The sequence below is a fragment of the Desulfobaculum sp. SPO524 genome (assembly GCF_044987625.1).
Taxonomy (GTDB): domain Bacteria; phylum Desulfobacterota; class Desulfovibrionia; order Desulfovibrionales; family Desulfovibrionaceae; genus Desulfobaculum.
The window spans coordinates 540,097-557,153 of record NZ_JBJDSB010000002.1 but is presented as its reverse complement, the minus strand read 5'-3'; the positions used below and the strand labels follow the sequence as shown (position 1 = coordinate 557,153).

Below are 17,057 nucleotides of genomic sequence, written 5' to 3'. Positions count from 1 at the left end.
GTCCTTTGTTTGCGCGGACTGCGCGGTATCAGGCTATTCCATGCAAAAGCGGTTCCGTGCCGCGCGCCTGCGGCGCATCAATACATAAGACACTGGTCCATGCAGAACTCCGGCGCGTTACCGCTGGCAATGCGCTGACGGAAATCCCGGCAGTGTGGGCTGTTCCATATGTCCAGCACGTCCGACTCAAAAATGTTGCCAAAATGGGTAAGGCCGTTGTGGTCGTAGCAGCACGCCACAACGGAACCGTCGAGGAGGATGGTCATCACATCGCGCGGATTTTGGCAGGCGCGCATGGCCTTTTTGCGGCCTTCCGGCGTCTCCGCAAAGGTGCGCTCAAAGGCCGCAATGCCCGAGGGCCGGAGTCCGGAGCCGTTGCGGATATACGGGGCCTTGAACATAGGCGACAGGCCAATGCCCCGGCAAAAGGCGTCAAAGTCCGCCATCTCGTGGGCATTGTGCGCAAAGACGATGAACTGCGGGCAAATGTTCACCCCCGCCCCCAGCGCCTGATTGAATCGCTGGAGCATCTCCAGCGCGTCGAGGGCCTTTTGCACGTCTCCGCGCCTGCGGTAGGTGCCGTAGACCTCCTGCGACACGCCGTCGATGGACACGATGACATCCGTCACGCCGGAGGTAATCAGCTCCCGCGCGCCGTGGGCTGTCATGGTATTGCCGTTGGTGCTGATATTGGTCTGCGCGTAGGTGGACGCGTGGCGCACCATAGGGATGATGTCCGGATTCAACAGCGGCTCGCCCCACAGATGCAGGTAGAGGTACGAGCAGTAAGGCGCTATGCGCTCGGCAATGCGCACATAGTCCGCGTAGGACAGCATGCCGTGCTTTCGCTCCACAATGCCTGCGCCCACGGCGCACTCCCGGCACCGCAGGTTGCACCCCAGCACGGTCTCCAGCGCAAAGATTGACGGAACAGTCTCTTTCATAAATCTACTCACTTGCCGGCGCGGCCTGCGCCATATCGGCTCCCGCGCGGCGGGAATCCAAGCCGTCCAGCCATATTTCCATGTTCACCACTTGCCACAGGAACATCATATGGTTCTCACGCGGGGCGCCCTCGGCCACAATGGTCCTGTGCTCCATAACAAGGCGCTCCACCTCCGCAGGGTCATAGATGCCGCGCTCGCGGAAGGCGCGGCCACGCACCATATCCATAAGCTCGTCGCCGCCTTCGCCGGCAAACCATACGTGCGCCGGTGCATTCCAGCCCGTTTTGGTCACGCGGGTGCGCGTTGCCTCCGGCAGAGTGCCATGCATGGCGCGGCGCAGCAGCACCTTGGTCACGCCGTTTTCAATCTTCATGCCATCCGGCACCCGGTACATGAACTCCACCAGCCGGTGGTCAAGGAAGGGGTGCGCCGCCTGCATGCCAAGGGCGGCGCAGTGCCTGTCCTCCGCGCGCAGGCAGCAGGGCATAGTCTCTCGCGTGAGATCCTGCCACGTTCTGTTCTTGAGGCACGAGGGAAAGGGATGCTCCGGCTGTGGCGCGGGCCGCTCCAGCATGCGGCGCATATCCGGCGACAGCGCGGCGGCGTAACGCGTCATGCGGTCAGTGTCCGGCAGGCAGATGCCGGGACGCTGGGCGTCCGTCAGGCGATCCATCAGCGCCATGGCCACCGCTGTGCTCTTGGTGTAGATGGGATGGTTATGGTGCTCCACCCATCCGGCAATCTCGCGCGCCAGGTCCGCATGCCGCCCCGCCCGGCGAAGCTCCGCAAAGTAGTATGGGAAATACTCGTACTCTCCGGCGTTAAGCTCATCACCGCCAAGGCCGCCAAACAGCGTGCGCACCCCCTGCGCCGCCGCATGCCGGGCCAGCAACCAGTGGGACAGCCACGTTGCCGTGGCAACGGGTTCATCGTGCAGGCGCACCATATCGCGCACCAGCGCCATCACGTCCGGCGCGTCCACGGGGACGCGCTCCCACCGCGACACGGCATGGTCCAGCATGGGCCGGATGTCTTCGGATTCATCAAAGGTCCGGTCCGCATACACAGTGGAAAACGCCACCTGCTTGGCGCGCACGCCCCGCGCCGCAGACGCCAGCACCGTTGAGGAATCCATACCGCCGGACAGGGTGAACCCAACCGCGGGCATAACGGCCATGCGCCGGTCCACGGCGTCAAAGATAAGGTCGCGGTAGCGCCCTGCAAGCTCGTCCTGTGTCCCTGTCAGTTCCGGCGCGTCCTCCACGCTCCACCACCGCGTGGCGCGTTCGCCCGCCTCGGTAACCTTAAGCGCCGTTGCCGCCGGAAGCTGGGCAATATCCGCGTAGGGGGACTCCTCCGGCGCGTCGTCAAACAGCCGGTAATGCGCCGCAGCAAGGCGCGCCACGCGGTGCCCGCGCAACCTGCGCGACACACCGGGCAACCCAAACAGCGCGCCGGGCCGCGACGCAAAGGCCACCAGCGGCCCCTGCCGCGTCCAGTACAGCGGGCGCACGCCCAGCCTGTCGCGCCCAAGCCACAGGGTGCCACGCGGCACATCATGCACCGCTACGGCAAAATCGCCCCACAAGCGCGAGAGCGCATCAGTAAGCCCATAGCGCAGGTAGAGATCCAGCAGCAGGTCCGCGTCACTTTTCTGCGGCTCGAAGGCGTCGCGGTTCAGCACCACGCCATCCATCGCCACCAGCACTCCGGCCTTTTGCGCGCAGGGGGGCGCATCCACGCCGGACCAGCCAAGGGCGGCGCTGCCGCCATGGAGCACCCGCTCGCGCCGGTGTGGGGGCGCGCCGACGCGCTCCAGCATCATACGCAGCAGGTCGTGCCGCCGGGCCGCATCGCCCGGAGAAATCAGTCCGCAAATCCGGCTCATGCCGCCTCCTCGGTGTCATCACGTGTGGCAACAAAGAATGTCCAATGATGAGGGTAGCCGATGACGTCTTCCGGTTCGCCGCCGGTGCGCACGTCCACCACCTGACAGACGTGGAACCCGCGCACGCGCATAAACTCCATCAGTTCCGGAGCGTTATAGGTATTGACGTGCACACTCAGGTCCACGCCGGGGTCAAGGTAGGCGTCGCGCACGTACTCGTACCGGGCGGGCCTGTCCCACGCGGACTCGCGCAGAATGACCGACCGCCGCGCCATGCCCAGCATCCGCTCCAGCGGGCGGTGGTAGTTGTCGATGTTGGTCAGCACGTTCAGGCACACCACATGGTCCACCTCGCCGCAGGCATCCTCCAGCCGCAGGCACTGAAGCGCGTGCGTAGGCAGGCCGTACCCAGGCAGAATGCTCTGCCCCAGCCGCACAAGGGACGGCGCGGCATCTATGCCGGTATAGCGCAGGTCCAGCCCGCGCCGCGCGATGCTGTGGTAGAAGTATCCAGCCCCGCACCCCACATCCAGCACGCTTTCGCCGGGGCGCGCCACACGGGCCAACAGACTGGCCGCCTGCTTGTGGCAGGTCATTTCCTCGGACTGCAGCAGACAGCGGCGGCTGTAGAGGTCCTTCACCACAGCGCTGTGCTCCCAGATGCAGTACGTGCCCCAGCCGTCAGCGCGAATCATTCCCGCCTCCCCACCAGCATGAAGGCCGAGGCCATAAAGTGCCCGCGCCAGTCCTCCGGGTTCTCCTCCAGCGCAAGGCTGGCGGCGCGAAAAGCCTGCGGCACGGCCTCGCCCAGCATGGGCGGCAGGCAGTGAAAGTGGTAGAACATCACCCGCACGTCCGCGAACCCCGCCCGCGCAAAACGCGGCGCAAGCTCCAGCGGGTTGTGCGTGCGCGAGAGCACCTCATCATAGCCCGGCTGACCATCCTCGCCCCGGCGCACCGGGGGCAGGTCCGTACGGAACATGGCCTCCAGACCGTCAAGGGCGCCCTCCAGCGCGCCGCGCTCCTCACCTGGCGCGCGGGACAGCACGCCGCCGCGGTCAATGAGGCGGTCCATGAAAAAGTCCCGGCTGTAGCGGTTGAGGGTGAAGAGCGAAAACAGTTCGTTACGCGCCTCCACCACGGCCAGCCCACCCGGCCGCACCGCCCCGCGCAGATTGGCGAAGACCGTACCCTCTTCACCCTCCGGGATATGCGGCAGCACGCCAACGCACACCGCCGCGTCAAAGGTCTGCGGCCAGCCGCCGGGCGCGCTGTAGGCCGCCTCGTCCAGCACACTGCCCTGCCATATGCGCTCCGCCGGAACGCCGCGCTCGCCCAGCACCTGCCGCGCCGCGGTAACCATCTCCGGCGTGAGGTCAAAGCCGTAGAGGTCAAAGCCAAGGTCCGTCACATCCCGCAAAAAGGACGCCGGACCGCAGCCCGCATCAAGGAGCGTCCCGCCCTTGCGCGGGGCAAGGATGCGCCGGAGCAGGTCCCGGTGCACGGGCGGATAGGCCGCGCCCTCGCCGTAGTAATCATCGTAGTAGGACGTACTCCACGTGCTGTAGCAGGCCCGGACGGCGTCCTCGGCTGTTCGGTGCGTCATGGATTCCTCCGGCTATGGCCCAAGGGGCCGTGGCCGCCGGTGCAGATGCTCCGGCGGGGTCAGGGCCACAAGGTCCTTGTCCTCAAAGCGCTGCAGATACTCGCGCAGGCGCGTGTAGCTGACGCCAAAGGCCTCGGCGATGTCGAACACGGTGCGTGCCCCGTCAAAGGCGCGGGGGAGCCGGTCCTGCATCTGCCCAAAGCGGATGTCGCGCTCGGTCAGGTTCTTTTCCACCACGGGGTCCGGGCGCTCCACATACAGGTCATAGCGGGGGTTGGAGAGCGCCACCAGGCCGTTGAACCGCCGGTGCACCACGCTGTCGGTCTCCAGCACGTCCACCATGGCCTCCAGCACCTCCACGGCCTGCTCCAGCTTGCCGGGGTGCATGATGCGCATGTCGTCGTGGCTGGTGTGGTACTCGGGGTACGGCCAGCGGGAGAGGGAAATCATGGGCACCTCAATGCCCGGAGCCTCCCACACGGTTTCGTCGTTGCCGACGATGGTGCGGAACGCGCCGTCCGTGAACCCCGGCTCCACTTCCGCCAGAATGTGCGCCGCCACACGGTCCACAAGGCTGTCGCCATAAAAACTGCGCTGGAGCGCGAGGGGACCGCTGCTGCCGAGCATCTCGGCAAAGACGCCAAGGCGGATAAGCTCCAGCTCCTCTTGCGGCAAGGTCGCTGTATAGAACACCGTGCCAAGGTGCTCCGGCGCTAGCACCAAACGATAGGACCACCGCGTGGAGCGCTCCCGCAGGCGGGAGAACAGCTCCAACAGCACAAACACGCCCGCAAGGTCATCATTGGCCTGACAGGGATGGCAGGTGTGGGCGTTGAAGACCACGGTATCCGGCCGCTCCCCGGCGAGGTGCAGGTCCCCCACCAGCATGTCGCCGTCGGTAAAGGACGTCTCAAGGCGCACCTCGTACTGGCCATCCTCGGGCCAGCCGCTGTACTCCGTCCATGGCACGCAAAATCCCCAGTGCTCCTGCCATGGGCGGTAGTTGTACATGGAGTGGAAGGCGTAGGCGTCCGGCACGTCCTTGCGGCAGAAGACGTGCGCGTCCAACTCACGCCGGGACAGCGTGCCGCAAAAGGACGAGGAGTAGCCCGCCACGGCCAGCGGATGCGCCCTGCCGTCAAACAGCAGGCGGCCACCGCAGCGTATTTCGGCCACGTCCACGCTCCACTGCCGGGGCACCACCCAGCCGTTGTGCTCCAGCCCACTGGCAAAGCGCGAGATGCGCAAGGGGACAATCTGCGACAGCAGACTCAACAGCCGCGCATTGTCCGGCTGGCACACGCCGATGTTCAGCTCCAGCGCCTGACGGAAACGGTCAAGGTCCACCATGTCAGTACAGGGGGTAGATGTCGCCGTCTTTGGGCCGCTTGCGCCGGAACACGGCATTCACGACGCGCCGGAGAATGGTCCACAGTTTCTTCATGATGCGGCCTCCTTGAGGTAGCCGAGTGTTTCCGCGAGATGCCTGCCCACATACCGCGCGCGGCAGGCGTTCCCGCTTTTGGAAAAGTGCATGGCGTCGGCGAAGAATTCCGGATCGTTTGGAAAGTCGCGGTCAAAGTCGAGGACGGAGCACCCCTCGTGGCGCTCCAGCTCCCGAACAATGGCGTTGATGCGCGTAAGGAACGGGCGATACCAGTCGTCCCCTTCGGCAAGGCGCTCGGTCATCAGCACCGTGGGGATGCGCCGAAAACGCGTCAGGGCGATGATGTTCTCAAAATGGCTGCGGATGATGTCATAATCGATGCGCCGGGCGATGTGGCGCACGGCAAAGTCCGTATCCCCGCCGATGTGGTGCACCTTGTGCCCGCCGCCAAGGGTGTGGAAGCGGATATTGAACTCCTCCGCCGGTACCGCCAACGACGCGGCAAGGCGCGCCAAATGCGACCACCGCGCGCACCGGGGCAGGCGGGCGCGCACCTCCGCCGTGCACAGGGGCCGCAGGGAATGCGCATAGTCCGGACGGATGCCCTCCGGCGCGGCGTCCGTATACAAAAAGGGCGTAATGTCGTTGATGCCCTGATACACCACCGTCACATGCGGACGCAGAGTATCCACCCACGCCGCAAGGCGCACTGCGGATTGAAAGGTGGTAAAATTGCCCACCCCGGCGTTGAAGACCTTCACCCGCAGGCCCGTCAGCGCGGCCAATTCCTCCTCCAGCAGCACGGCAAAGGTGTCTGTGTCGTCATCCACACAGGTATCGTAGACGGTGCTCCCGCCAGCGAGGTACACGCGCAGGTCAAAGGACTCCACATACTCCGGCGTAAACTCGTGCGCGTCGCGGAAGGAACTGGAATTGTGCAAGCGCCGCCCCTCTGGCGTCACAAAGTCCGGGTCCGGCTCAAACGCCGTAAACGGATGCCCCCGGTACCGCATGAGCGAAGGGCGCGACAGCTCCACGTCCTGCGCGGACGCGAGCGCCGCCTTGCCCGTCAGCAGATAATCAAGGAACAGACGCTTGCGGCGCGGAACAAGAGTGCGCCAGCAGACGCGCGCGGCAACCTCCGCGCCCGCAAGGCCGCCGCAAGCCCACAAGAGGCCGGTAAGAACGCTCATGAGGCCTCCCGCTTTGCCGTGCAGACCAGTTGACCAAGGCCAACGTCGAACTCCGCCAAAAACCGCGCGGACACGGCGTCCACATCCCGCGCCGGGGTGCCCTCGTCCAGTGCGGCCACCAGCCCGATCACATGCTCCGCCAGCAGCCGCGCCTGCCGCCGTCCGGCCTCAAACAACGCCCCCTCGTCCGCCGCGCGCCAGATGGCGCACGCGGCGAGAAGCGCCTCCATGGCGCGCTCATAGCTCCACACATCAAACAGCATGCTAGTGCGCGACTGCGTGCCGTAGCGGAACGATTCCCGCGTGTACCAGTAGATAACGGTGCGCCGGCGGGCCTCCGGGTCAATGGCGAACCGCGCCCTGTCGCGCAGGTAGCGGCGCAGACTCTGCACCAGCCGCGCCGCATACGCCGGCGAGGTGGACACCGGGCGCTGAAGCGGCCGCTTGCGCTTCATGAGCACAAGGTCCCGGTAGGCCGCGGCAGAAAAGTCAAAGCCCGGATACTCTGCAAGCATGCCGCCCTCTCCTGCGCGCTCCAACATGTCCAAATACACGGCAAGGATGCGATAGGTGTGAAACTCCGGAAAGCTCAACATCTCGAACCAATACTGCGGCGGCATGGCCATAAGGTCCTCGCCAAACCCGAACAGCGGATGCTCCAAGGCGCTGCGGGTAAAGCCGATAATGGCCTCGGCCAAGAAGTCCTCCTCCGGCACGTCCACGCGCGAGGTCTCCATAAAGGTGCAGAACACGCCCTCGGGGTCGGCCTCGCCCCGGTCAATCTGGTAGTAGTCCAGCAGGGAGCCGCACCGCCCGGAAAAGGCGTCCGGGCTGACCAGCCAACGTTCATACCCGCACTCTCCGCCCGCCCGTGGCAGGTCGTCGCAAAGCGCCTCCATAACGGCGCCGGCAATGCGACCGTGCAGGTCCGGCGTGGGGTGGCAATAGTCCACAAAGCCCCCGCCGCCAGCCAACGCGTCCACATCCACGATGGCCGCCCCGCTCTCCTGTGCGGCCAACTTCAGTGCCTCGCGCCCCTCGTCCTTGACGCGGTACAGCGACGTATCCGCATGAAAGGCCGCCCGGTCTGCCTCATCCGCGCCGCCATCCCGCCCCTGCACGCGCAGAATGCGCGCCACGTTGTCCAGATAAATGGGCGCGTAGAGAGGATGCTCCACCGCCGCGCGCTCCAGGGTGCGCCGGGCTTCATCCACGCGGCCAAGCCCGGCAAGGGCCACTGCCGCGTTGTTTGCCGCCGCCGCGCGCACGGCAGGCGCGTCCGCCCTTGCCGCCTCCACGCAAAACTCCTGCGCCAACCCATAGCGTCCTTTCTCAAGGGCAAGAATCCCCCGATACAGCCCGCCCACAACGCCGCCGTCCGGGTCGTACCACTGGCGGATAAAGTCCGATATGCGGTCCGTGCTGTGCGCGGCCTTGAACCACGGGGCATTGGGCAGGCCCACCCCGTGGGGAAAGCGCTTGTTGGCGCTAGGGACAACAACGACGGCGCGCCCTCCGGCAAGATGCACCACCTTCAGCACCTGCCGCATGTTGAACAAAAAATCCTCCACGGTGTTGGCCGTGGCCGCTTCCGCCGGGTCCGGCTCAAAGTGCAGGCCGCCGCGCCCCCAGCGCACCACGCCGCCACCGTTCGTTTCTGGCATCAAGGACTTGAGCGCCCGCCGCCAGCGCGTCAGCCCGCTATAGCGCCCCTTGTAGCGCGAGGCCGCCTGCTCGTTGTTGCCAAGGTACAAAACAACAGCACTCCCCGCGCCAAGCCCGCCCGTTCCGGCAATGTCGCGCACCAACGCGGCGGCGTCCGTACTGGTAAAGCCCGGCACCGCACAATTCACAGCCCGCACCGGTCCATGCCCCCCTTCGGCGGCCAGCGTGGCCACGCGACGGGGGAAGACCTCGCGCCCAAGGCCAATGCCCGAGGCTGACGAGTCGCCAATGAACCATATCCGGTATGGCTGAATCATCAGGTGCCCTCCAGCTCCCGTTCCACTTCCAGCCCGCCCGTGGTGGTATGCGACACGCAGCGCAGGCAGTAGGGGTTGTCCATGTACCTGCGGCGCATATGCATACGGCGCAGGTCGCGGAATTTCGGGGAGTTCCACGCATCGTGCGCGCTCATGGCCGTCAGGTCGCCAAGGCGCAGGCCGTCCCAGCCAAAGACGTAGCCGCACGGCAGGGCTTGCCCGTTGTAGCGTACGTACATGCGCTGATTGATTTTGGCACAGCGGAAGTCCTGCGGGGCCTCGGCGGGCGGCACGCTCATGCCGTGGCGCTCTTCCATGATTTCGTAGTCCAGCAAGTTCTGGATGGAAAAATAGTCCGCCACGTAACGCCAGTAGTTGATAAAGTCCGGAAGCTCATCGCGGTTGGCGTCCAGCTTCAAAAAGCTCACCCGCAACAGGGGGAAATCCGAGCCGACCTTGTCGCGCTCCTCAAGGAAGGTGAAAATATTGCGCATCAGGCGGTGGTAGTTGCCGCCGCGACGCACCTCGGCATACGTGCCCGGACTCACGGCATCCACGGAGACCTCCAGCCGCGTCAGCCCGGCCCCAATAAGCCGCTTGGACATCTCCGCATCCAGCAGCATGCCGTTAGTGCCAACGCGGATGTCCATCACCCCGCGCCTGCGGGCATAGGCCACCATATCCGCAAGGGCCGGGTTGAGCAGGGACTCGCTCTCAAAGCCAAAGGTCATGGCAGGCAGGCCGTGTTCTGCGCCCTCGTCCACCAGCTTGCGGAACAGGTCTATGCCCAAAAAGCCCTTCTGGCGCTTGGCGTCCGGGTGCAGATTGGTGGAAAACAGGCACATGCGGCAGCGCAGGTTGCAAAAGTTGTTGGTCTCAAAGTCGAGGCTGAGGGGAAACTCAGGGATGCGGTCGCCATCCTGCGCGGCGTACCAAGCGTGGCGGTAGGCGTCGTATGCCTCGCCAAAATGCCGCCGGAACACGGCGTCCAAATCCTTATAGGCAATCAGGCGCACCTGGTCGGTCGGCTCAAGGTGGCTGTAGGCAAGGTGGGTCATGACGGTCCTCCTTGTGATGGTGGCATGGCAATGCGCGCGGACAGGCGCTTGCCCTCCGCCGAGTCTTCCATAGCGTCTACGATGCGCTGCGCCTGCTGGACCATGCCCAAATGGCTCATGCAGATAACGCGCAGGTGGTCAAGGTCGCGCAGGTCCACATCCAGCCGGCGCGAGAGCGCGTGCGCCTCGTTCAATTCCCGCAGCGCCGCGCCATGGTTCCCGGCCTGCAGAGCCGCCACGCCAGAAGCAATTATGGCGTCCAGCAGGGACAACCCGCCCTTGTCCAAGGCATTCAGCACATAGGGGTCATCGCCTCGTAGCGCCTGCGGCGCATCCTGCGCCAACCCGGCAAGGAAACGGGCAATCTCCAGCGACGGCTCATAGGCTTTGGCCCCGCGCAAATGCTCGGCGTCGATATTAAAGACATCCAAGAGAACGCGGCGCATATGCGGGCGCATGGTAAAGGTCAGCGGCTCGCGCAGGTGCCGGGCCACAAGGGCGGAGACACCGTCAATGTCCGCACGCACGGACGACTCCCAGCCCGAGTCGTGGAAGTAGAAATTCGGATTGGTGGGATTCTTCCCCTCGCCGTAGAGTTCCTCGCTGGTAACGAAGACCGAGGGGATGCCCAGCAGATAACTTTCCGCAAGGCAGGTGGAGCCGTAGTGGAAAAACAGCCCCGTGCGGCGCAGCAGGTCCGCAATGCGCACCGGCTCGCGGATGTAGAGGATATTTGGCAGGCGCGAGAAGGCTTCCTTGTAGGGATTGTGGCGCTTGCGGTCGAAGATGATGTGCTCCACGGGGTGGCTTTTGACCACCACCAGAGCGTCCGGGTTGCGGTAGGCCGTGCGCAGGATGTTGTCTATCCACTTCTGGCGGAACACCGCGCACCGCCGCGCGCCGTTAATGCCCGCCACCACCTCCTGCTGCGCATCCGGGGCCGATGCGTCCACCAAATCCCCCGCGCGGACAATGTCCTCCGCCGAATAGTCCGCAAAGCAAAAGTTGGTAATGAAGGTCACCACCCGCTCGCGCGGGGTCGCGTCCATGCGCTCGCGGTAGGCCGCGGGCATGGTGTCCTCGGCGTCGTCCCAAGGGCGGAAATAGACCTCATAGGGCGGATAGCCAAAGACGCGGATGCGCTCCGGGGACGACAGCTTGCCGCAACGCACCAGCTCCTCCCCGGTCATCTGCGCAATGCGGCGGCTCCAGAACAGCTCATAGTCCACAAAGTCCGGCCCGTATGGCTCCAGCCCCACCAGCCATGTGTTCTTGTTGCCGTGGCGGTAGTCCAACTGCCCTTCCGTACGCAGGCACACGTTGAAGCACCCCAAAATATGCTTAAACAGATAGGACCGCACCGAACAGGTCCGCGCGGTGTAGGGATAGGACAACAGCACCTGCGGGCGATAGCGCATCACCTGATGCGTAAATTCCGGGTCCGTGGCGACGAAGGTCTTCAGTTCGCAGTCCGGCGCGCACTCGGCAAGGCGGGCGCGGATGGCGTCCATGGTGGGGCCTTCGCGCTCTGACTTATTGAGAAGAGCCGCAATCTTGAATGTCATGCCGCCTCCTCCCCCGCGCCGGGGCGCGCTGCGCCGCGCAGGTATCCAAGGAGCGGACTGTCCGCCCCATGCTGGCGCATCACCTGCGCGCGAAGCAGGTCCATGAACTCCTCCGACGCCTCGTTGTCATTTTCATCCACGCCGCAATCCGTGTCGCGGCACAGGGGGATGCTGAGGCGCCGCCCGCTGGCAATGGCCCGCCGCAGCGCCGTCAGCCGCTCGCCGCGCCACATCTGCGCCAGTGGCTCATCCGCCACGTTACCAAGGCTGTACTTGCCCGCCACATCACAGCAGCAGGGATGCACCGAGCCATCCCACCCCACCAGCAGCCGCTGCCATGGCGAGGCGCAAAACGCATCCGGGTCATGCGGCGGCGCGTATTCGGCAAAGTTGGACAGCATCTCGCCAATGAGGATGGCGTCGGTCAGCGGTTGGAAGGTCTGCACAAACTCGCGCCGCTCCCCGGCAGTAAGCCATGTGCTCACAGCGTTGATGCGCACGCGGGGAAAGCGCGAACCATTCGCCCGGCGGATGTCGCGCAGGCGCTCCAGCTTGCGCACAAGGTCGTCAAAGCGCGCGGGGCGGCGCACGGCCTCGTAGGTGCGGCCCACGCCGTCGGCGGAGATGACAATATAGTCCGTCTGCGCGGCGACAATGCGCTCCATCAGCGCATCATCCAGCGCAAGGGCGTTAGTCAGGAAGGATATGCTGCCGGAGAACCTCCGCCGCGCGTAGGCGAGAAGCTCCGCAAACTGCGGATGCAACAGGCACTCCCCGCGCCATGACAAGCGGATGGAGTACGGGCGGCGCGCCGCCACCTCGTCCATCACGCGGCGAAAGAGCGCCGGGTCCATGACGCCGCGTGGCACATCGCCGCGCACGGTCTGAAAACACATAGGGCAGGCCATCTGGCATGCGGAGGCCGTTTCAATGTCCACATGCTCCGGAAAGGCCGAAACCCGCCGCCACCGGGGCAGCAGCGACCACCGCGCCCGGTGCATCAGGTACCGCATGGCGTGGCGCTGGCTCATGGCGTAGCGCGCCTGCCTGAGGGCGGACCCAACGTAGGTGATGTTTGGGTTGATGGTTCGGGGCACCGTACGCTCCCTGTCTGCTGTGGCCGTCACGCCCGCTTCGCGCGGCGGCCCATCATCCAGTCAAAACCACATCATCCTTCATGCCGTGTGCACAAATGCGGCCACGGCGGGGCAAAACCCAGCATTCCAGCGCGTTGGAGCAAGGCCTACAGCGCCCACCAATGCGGGCCCATGCTGTCCGGCTCCAAAAACGCGCGCAGGGTAAACTTGCCGCTGGGTTCACGCACGCGCTCCACGGCAAGGGGTGAAAAACCAGCCCGCGCGGCAAGGATGGCCACGGACGCCGGCGAAAACACATGCAAATGCTCCACAAAAAATTCCTCGCGGTGCGGGCCTTCAAACAGCGCGGCCACGCCGTCGGGCACCTCCACATACACAAAGCCGCCGGGGGCCAGGCTTCCCCCTGCCGCCGCCAACATGCCGACGGGGTCCGCCACATGCTCCAGCACCTTATTAAAGGTAACGGCGTCATAGCCCGTCAGCCCGCTCATGGTGGCAAAGTCGCCGCACACGGCCTGCACCCCGGCCACCTGCGCCGCGTGGGTGGTCAGCCGCTCATCCACGTCCACCACGGTGCAGTTCCACCCAAGCTGACGCATGGCGTGGGGAAACACCGCCAGCCCGGACCCAACGTCCAGCAGCCGCATGGCCGCGCCGGACGGGTCTCCGCCCCGGTAGCGCCCCTCCGCAAAGGTGATAATGCGCGACACCCGCCCCACATTGTCCGACTGCTCCGGGGGCAAATTCACCACCCGCTCAAAGGACCGCTGCAGGCCATCCATACCGCCGTAGGTGGCCTCCACATAGTCGTGCTGATACAGCCCGCTCAGATTCATGCGCAGGCGCGCGGCCATGTGCCCGCAGTACTGGCACTGCCAATACTCCCGGCGGTATTCGCCCGTGAGGGAAAAATGCGTTTCGCCCTGCGGCGGCGCGTCGTAGGCCAGCTCGCGCCGCATGTCACTGCCCCCGCAGATGCAGGTGAGGCCGTTATTCACACTCATGGGCCGCCTCCCCGCTCGCTATGGCGTCCAGCGCGTCCTCATCAAGCCGGCAGACCTCGGTCAGGTGCTCACTGCGCAGGTACGCGGCGTATTCGGCCTCGTGCCCGTCCTCGATAAGCACGATAAAATACCGCCCGATGGTGCTCCGAAGAAGCGCCGCGCGCAGGCCAAACCCAGCAAGGCGGCCATTGATGGACGGCGTGGCGTAAAAGCCCCACGACTTGCGCGCCACGTCGTACTCCGCGCCCGCGCCGGTCAGCAGCGTCACCTGCTCATCCGGCCCGAGGCGAATGTGGGCGCAGTCGCGCATCTGGACATCCTTGCGGCGGCCGGTTGTAAACTGCCGTGGCGGCGTTATGGTCTGTATTTTCATGTCCACTCCCATTGCGGCACCAAAAAGTCGGGTATCCACCACCGCTCCCCGTCCCACTGCCACACGTCCGGATTGCGGAAGCGCTCCGCCATGTCATAAAAACGCGCCGTGGATATGCCCAAAAACTCGCTCATGGCGGCGATGTCCGCGCGCGGCGTATCGTCCCCGCGCTGGCGGATGCTGGTTACGGCGTCCCCGCGCGTTATGCGCCCGATTCGGATTTCCAGCGACAGATTGTCAAAGGTTCTGGTGAAGCCGAACTTGTACCATTTCAGCCAATGGTGGACGCTGATGAACGCATCGTCCACGTCCGCATAGTCGTACAGTCCCGTTGCCGCGCCGCCCTCGCGGGGGGTGAAGCCGTGCGCCTGCGCCACATCGCGCATGCGCTGCGGGTCCCACGGAAAGAACCACCCAAGGAAGACCGCACGCACGCCGCTGGCCTCCAGCGCGTCCGGTTCCGGGCCGGTATACGGCGTCAGTTCGCGCGCAGTGAGGCCGCGCTCCCCCACCCAATCCGCCGCCGTGGTGCCGTGCATCACGCCGTAGCGCTCCAACCAGCCAGAGGTCAGGCGCACGCCCATGTGGCGTCCGTCCTCAGAACCGTACTCCGTGGCCGAATTCTCGCCCCACACCACAAGGGGGATGGACAGGCGTACGGCAAGGTTCAGCGGAATGTTGAAGATGGCCATATGCATGGGCAGCCCCGGCGTCCCAAAGCGCTCCATGGCCGCAAGGGTGAAGCGGCGCTCCACATCCGGCGCGATGGACACATCCATGTGGTCCACACCAAGGGCGATGAGGTTCTCCAGATTCCGCCGCCCAAGGGCCGTGCGCCCCGGTGGCCGCCACGTCACGCACAGCGGGCGCAAACCATGCTCAAGACAGGTCAGCACCTGCCAGTGGCTATCCTTGCCGCCGCTGACGGGGATGAGCACGTCGTAGCCCGGACCGCTGCCGCGGACCTCGTCGCACAAGGCGGCAAAGCGCCGCGCCCTGTCGCCCCAGTCCACCTGCGGACGCGCGGCGTGGGTGCGGCAGGCCGTGCACACGCCCGCATCGTCCAGCACAATGCCCGGACGCGTATCCGGCAAAACACAGCGCGAGCACCAGCGCATCAGGCGTACTCCTCAAGGAACATCTTCACCCCCAAAAAACTGAACAGGAACTTGCTGTCGCAGTTGGGCAATGTTTCGCGGTCCAACAGGTCCTGCACCGCGCTGCGGCGCACCACATCAAACACCGGACTCTCGCGCAGTATCTCGGCGCGCGCGGCAGGGTCGGAGCGATCAAGGAAGCCAAAGACGGGCGCGTTGAATCCCACCTTGCGGCGGTCATCCAGCACATGGTCCGGCACAATGCCGCGCATGGCCTCGCGCAGGACGGATTTGTTGTAGCCGTCGTGGATGAGGTGGCGCGTTGGGATGCGGCCGCAGAATTCAAACAGCGCGCGGTCCAAAAACGGGGACCGGTTCTCTACGGAAAAGGCCATGGCGTTCAGGTCGTCCTCATGCAGGATGACGGGTACGGCCTCATGAAACAGCTCGTTCTGCATGCGGCGGCGCAGCAGGCCGCCCCCGTAGCCGCGCTCCGTAAACGGCTCCGCAAAGGGCGCACGCAGATAGGAGGCAAAGCGGTCCGCGTCGAGGTAAATATGCCGCCGCTCGCCCGGCCGCTTCACAAACACGTCCGGGTCCTGCAGGACGGGGTTTCGCACCACCGGGGCCACATGGCGCATCCAGTTGTCCCGCGCCCTGCCGTACAGCCCGGCATCGTGGTGAATGTCGTGCAGGTACAGCGCATGGTGGTCGTAGTACCCCGTGAAGAGTTCATCCGCGCCCGTGCCGCTCACGGAAATGCGGTAGCCGCTCTCCGCCACCGCCTGCATGAGGAGCCAGTGCGCGTAATACGTAACGGTATACACCGGGGCGTCGTGCTGGCGCACCGCGCGGCGCAGTCCATCCAGAAAGCCCCCCGTGCGCAAAGGCAGCGCCGTATGCCGTATGCCGAGGTCCGCAACGCTTTTCTCCACCGCGTCCCATTCCGCGTAGCGCTCGTCGGTATTGACGATGGTGAAGCCGTGCACGTCGTGGTCAAACATCCGCCGCGCCACCGCGATAAGCGAGCTGGAATCCACCCCGCCGCTCATGCAAAAGGCGATGGGCACGTCCGCCCGCAGGCGCAGACGCACGGCCTCGGCAAGTGCCTCGCGCGCGCCGCATACGGCCTCGTCCCGCGTCATGGCGTCATCCGGGGCAACGCGGGGCGTCCAGTACCGGATGCGCCGCTCCTCGCCGTCCACCCCGCGCGTTAGCACATGCGCCGCCGGAAGCTCCTCCACGCCTGAGAAAAACGTCTGCGGCGTTTTGTACAGGCACTTATAGCCGTTGACGAGAAAGCGCCGCACATGCGCCATATTCACCGGGAACCGCCGCCCGCACAGCGCCTCCAAAAACTTCACCTCCGAGGCAAAATACAGCCCCGTGGCGTCGCGCCGGATATAGAGCGGCTTTTCGCCAAATCTGTCGCGGCAGAGGATGAGCGCGCCCGTGGCAAGGTCCACCGCCGCAAAGGCCCACATGCCTTCCAGCGCGTCCAGCCCGCCTATGCCCTCCCTGTCCAGGGTGCGCGCCAGCACCTCGGTATCCGTGCGGGTATAAAAGGCAACGCCCTCATCCTGCATGGCCCGGCGGCGCTCCACATAGTTGTAGACCTCGCCGTTAAAGGTCAGGGCGTGGCGCGGCGTCACAAAGGGCTGATTGCCGCGTTCATCAAGGTCGATAATGGCAAGGCGCGAGTGCAGCAGGCAGACGTTCATGCCGCCGGGAAGCTGACGGCGAAACACGCCGCTGGCATCGGGACCACGGTGGCGCATACGGCGCAGGCACGCCTGCACCGCGCCGTCCGCAACCTCCGCCCGTCCGTAGTAGCCCGCTATCCCGCACATAATGTGTCCT

At 65.3% G+C, this 17,057-nt stretch carries 14 protein-coding genes; all 14 read right to left on the bottom strand.

What is annotated here, in order from left to right:
* Window positions 1-77 precede the first annotated feature (77 nt).
* The gene (locus ACI3L3_RS08115) at window positions 78-944 is read right to left on the bottom strand and encodes a radical SAM/SPASM domain-containing protein (RefSeq protein ID WP_404844607.1); all 867 of its coding nucleotides are present in this window, start codon (window positions 942-944) and stop codon (window positions 78-80) included.
* Window positions 945-948: 4 nt separating this feature from the next.
* On the bottom strand, window positions 949-2,835 hold the full coding sequence (locus tag ACI3L3_RS08110; protein WP_404844606.1) for an asparagine synthetase B family protein: 1,887 nt from the start codon (window positions 2,833-2,835) through the stop codon (window positions 949-951).
* The gene (locus ACI3L3_RS08105) at window positions 2,832-3,530 is read right to left on the bottom strand and encodes a class I SAM-dependent methyltransferase (protein WP_404844605.1); all 699 of its coding nucleotides are present in this window, start codon (window positions 3,528-3,530) and stop codon (window positions 2,832-2,834) included. The genes ACI3L3_RS08110 and ACI3L3_RS08105 overlap by 4 nt, the downstream gene beginning before the upstream one ends.
* Window positions 3,527-4,441, bottom strand: a complete 915-nt coding sequence (locus ACI3L3_RS08100) for a class I SAM-dependent methyltransferase (protein WP_404844604.1) — start codon at window positions 4,439-4,441, stop codon at window positions 3,527-3,529. Before ACI3L3_RS08100 ends, ACI3L3_RS08105 begins: the two co-directional genes overlap by 4 nt.
* Before the next feature lie 12 nt (window positions 4,442-4,453).
* Complete coding sequence (locus tag ACI3L3_RS08095) at window positions 4,454-5,791, bottom strand: DUF4910 domain-containing protein (RefSeq protein WP_404844603.1); 1,338 nt, start codon at window positions 5,789-5,791, stop codon at window positions 4,454-4,456.
* 90 nt (window positions 5,792-5,881) lie between these two features.
* On the bottom strand, window positions 5,882-7,021 hold the full coding sequence (locus tag ACI3L3_RS08090; protein ID WP_404844602.1) for a GDSL-type esterase/lipase family protein: 1,140 nt from the start codon (window positions 7,019-7,021) through the stop codon (window positions 5,882-5,884).
* The gene (locus ACI3L3_RS08085) at window positions 7,018-9,003 is read right to left on the bottom strand and encodes a hypothetical protein (protein ID WP_404844601.1); all 1,986 of its coding nucleotides are present in this window, start codon (window positions 9,001-9,003) and stop codon (window positions 7,018-7,020) included. The genes ACI3L3_RS08090 and ACI3L3_RS08085 overlap by 4 nt, the downstream gene beginning before the upstream one ends.
* Window positions 9,003-10,061: a radical SAM protein gene (locus tag ACI3L3_RS08080; protein ID WP_404844600.1), complete on the bottom strand. Its 1,059-nt coding sequence runs from the start codon at window positions 10,059-10,061 to the stop codon at window positions 9,003-9,005. The genes ACI3L3_RS08085 and ACI3L3_RS08080 overlap by 1 nt, the downstream gene beginning before the upstream one ends.
* Entirely contained in the window at window positions 10,058-11,626 is a 1,569-nt protein-coding gene (locus ACI3L3_RS08075; RefSeq protein WP_404844599.1) for a hypothetical protein, read from the bottom strand. Before ACI3L3_RS08075 ends, ACI3L3_RS08080 begins: the two co-directional genes overlap by 4 nt.
* Entirely contained in the window at window positions 11,623-12,723 is a 1,101-nt protein-coding gene (locus ACI3L3_RS08070) for a radical SAM/SPASM domain-containing protein (protein ID WP_404844598.1), read from the bottom strand. The genes ACI3L3_RS08075 and ACI3L3_RS08070 overlap by 4 nt, the downstream gene beginning before the upstream one ends.
* A gap of 146 nt (window positions 12,724-12,869) precedes the next feature.
* Entirely contained in the window at window positions 12,870-13,727 is an 858-nt protein-coding gene (locus ACI3L3_RS08065) for a class I SAM-dependent methyltransferase (RefSeq protein ID WP_404844597.1), read from the bottom strand.
* Window positions 13,714-14,100, bottom strand: a complete 387-nt coding sequence (locus ACI3L3_RS08060; protein WP_404844596.1) for a hypothetical protein — start codon at window positions 14,098-14,100, stop codon at window positions 13,714-13,716. Before ACI3L3_RS08060 ends, ACI3L3_RS08065 begins: the two co-directional genes overlap by 14 nt.
* Window positions 14,097-15,218 carry an N-acetyl sugar amidotransferase gene (locus ACI3L3_RS08055; RefSeq protein WP_404844595.1) on the bottom strand — a complete coding sequence of 374 codons (1,122 nt, stop codon included), beginning with the start codon at window positions 15,216-15,218 and terminating at the stop codon, window positions 14,097-14,099. Before ACI3L3_RS08055 ends, ACI3L3_RS08060 begins: the two co-directional genes overlap by 4 nt.
* Window positions 15,218-17,047 carry an asparagine synthase (glutamine-hydrolyzing) gene (gene asnB, locus ACI3L3_RS08050; RefSeq protein WP_404844594.1) on the bottom strand — a complete coding sequence of 610 codons (1,830 nt, stop codon included), beginning with the start codon at window positions 17,045-17,047 and terminating at the stop codon, window positions 15,218-15,220. The genes ACI3L3_RS08055 and asnB overlap by 1 nt, the downstream gene beginning before the upstream one ends.
* Window positions 17,048-17,057 lie beyond the last annotated feature (10 nt).

Excerpts from the sequence above, each read along its gene's own strand:
- ACI3L3_RS08080 (WP_404844600.1), bottom strand. The coding sequence starts at position 10,061 with ATGACCCACCTTGCCTACAGCCACCTTGAGCCGACCGACCAGGTGCGC.
- ACI3L3_RS08060 (WP_404844596.1), bottom strand. The coding sequence starts at position 14,100 with ATGAAAATACAGACCATAACGCCGCCACGGCAGTTTACAACCGGCCGC.
- ACI3L3_RS08065 (WP_404844597.1), bottom strand. The coding sequence starts at position 13,727 with ATGAGTGTGAATAACGGCCTCACCTGCATCTGCGGGGGCAGTGACATG.
- ACI3L3_RS08095 (WP_404844603.1), bottom strand. The coding sequence starts at position 5,791 with ATGGTGGACCTTGACCGTTTCCGTCAGGCGCTGGAGCTGAACATCGGC.
- ACI3L3_RS08110 (WP_404844606.1), bottom strand. The coding sequence starts at position 2,835 with ATGAGCCGGATTTGCGGACTGATTTCTCCGGGCGATGCGGCCCGGCGG.
- ACI3L3_RS08090 (WP_404844602.1), bottom strand. The coding sequence starts at position 7,021 with ATGAGCGTTCTTACCGGCCTCTTGTGGGCTTGCGGCGGCCTTGCGGGC.
- ACI3L3_RS08105 (WP_404844605.1), bottom strand. The coding sequence starts at position 3,530 with ATGATTCGCGCTGACGGCTGGGGCACGTACTGCATCTGGGAGCACAGC.
- ACI3L3_RS08100 (WP_404844604.1), bottom strand. The coding sequence starts at position 4,441 with ATGACGCACCGAACAGCCGAGGACGCCGTCCGGGCCTGCTACAGCACG.
- ACI3L3_RS08075 (WP_404844599.1), bottom strand. The coding sequence starts at position 11,626 with ATGACATTCAAGATTGCGGCTCTTCTCAATAAGTCAGAGCGCGAAGGC.
- ACI3L3_RS08085 (WP_404844601.1), bottom strand. The coding sequence starts at position 9,003 with ATGATTCAGCCATACCGGATATGGTTCATTGGCGACTCGTCAGCCTCG.
- asnB (WP_404844594.1), bottom strand. The coding sequence starts at position 17,047 with ATGTGCGGGATAGCGGGCTACTACGGACGGGCGGAGGTTGCGGACGGC.
- ACI3L3_RS08055 (WP_404844595.1), bottom strand. The coding sequence starts at position 15,218 with ATGCGCTGGTGCTCGCGCTGTGTTTTGCCGGATACGCGTCCGGGCATT.
- ACI3L3_RS08115 (WP_404844607.1), bottom strand. The coding sequence starts at position 944 with ATGAAAGAGACTGTTCCGTCAATCTTTGCGCTGGAGACCGTGCTGGGG.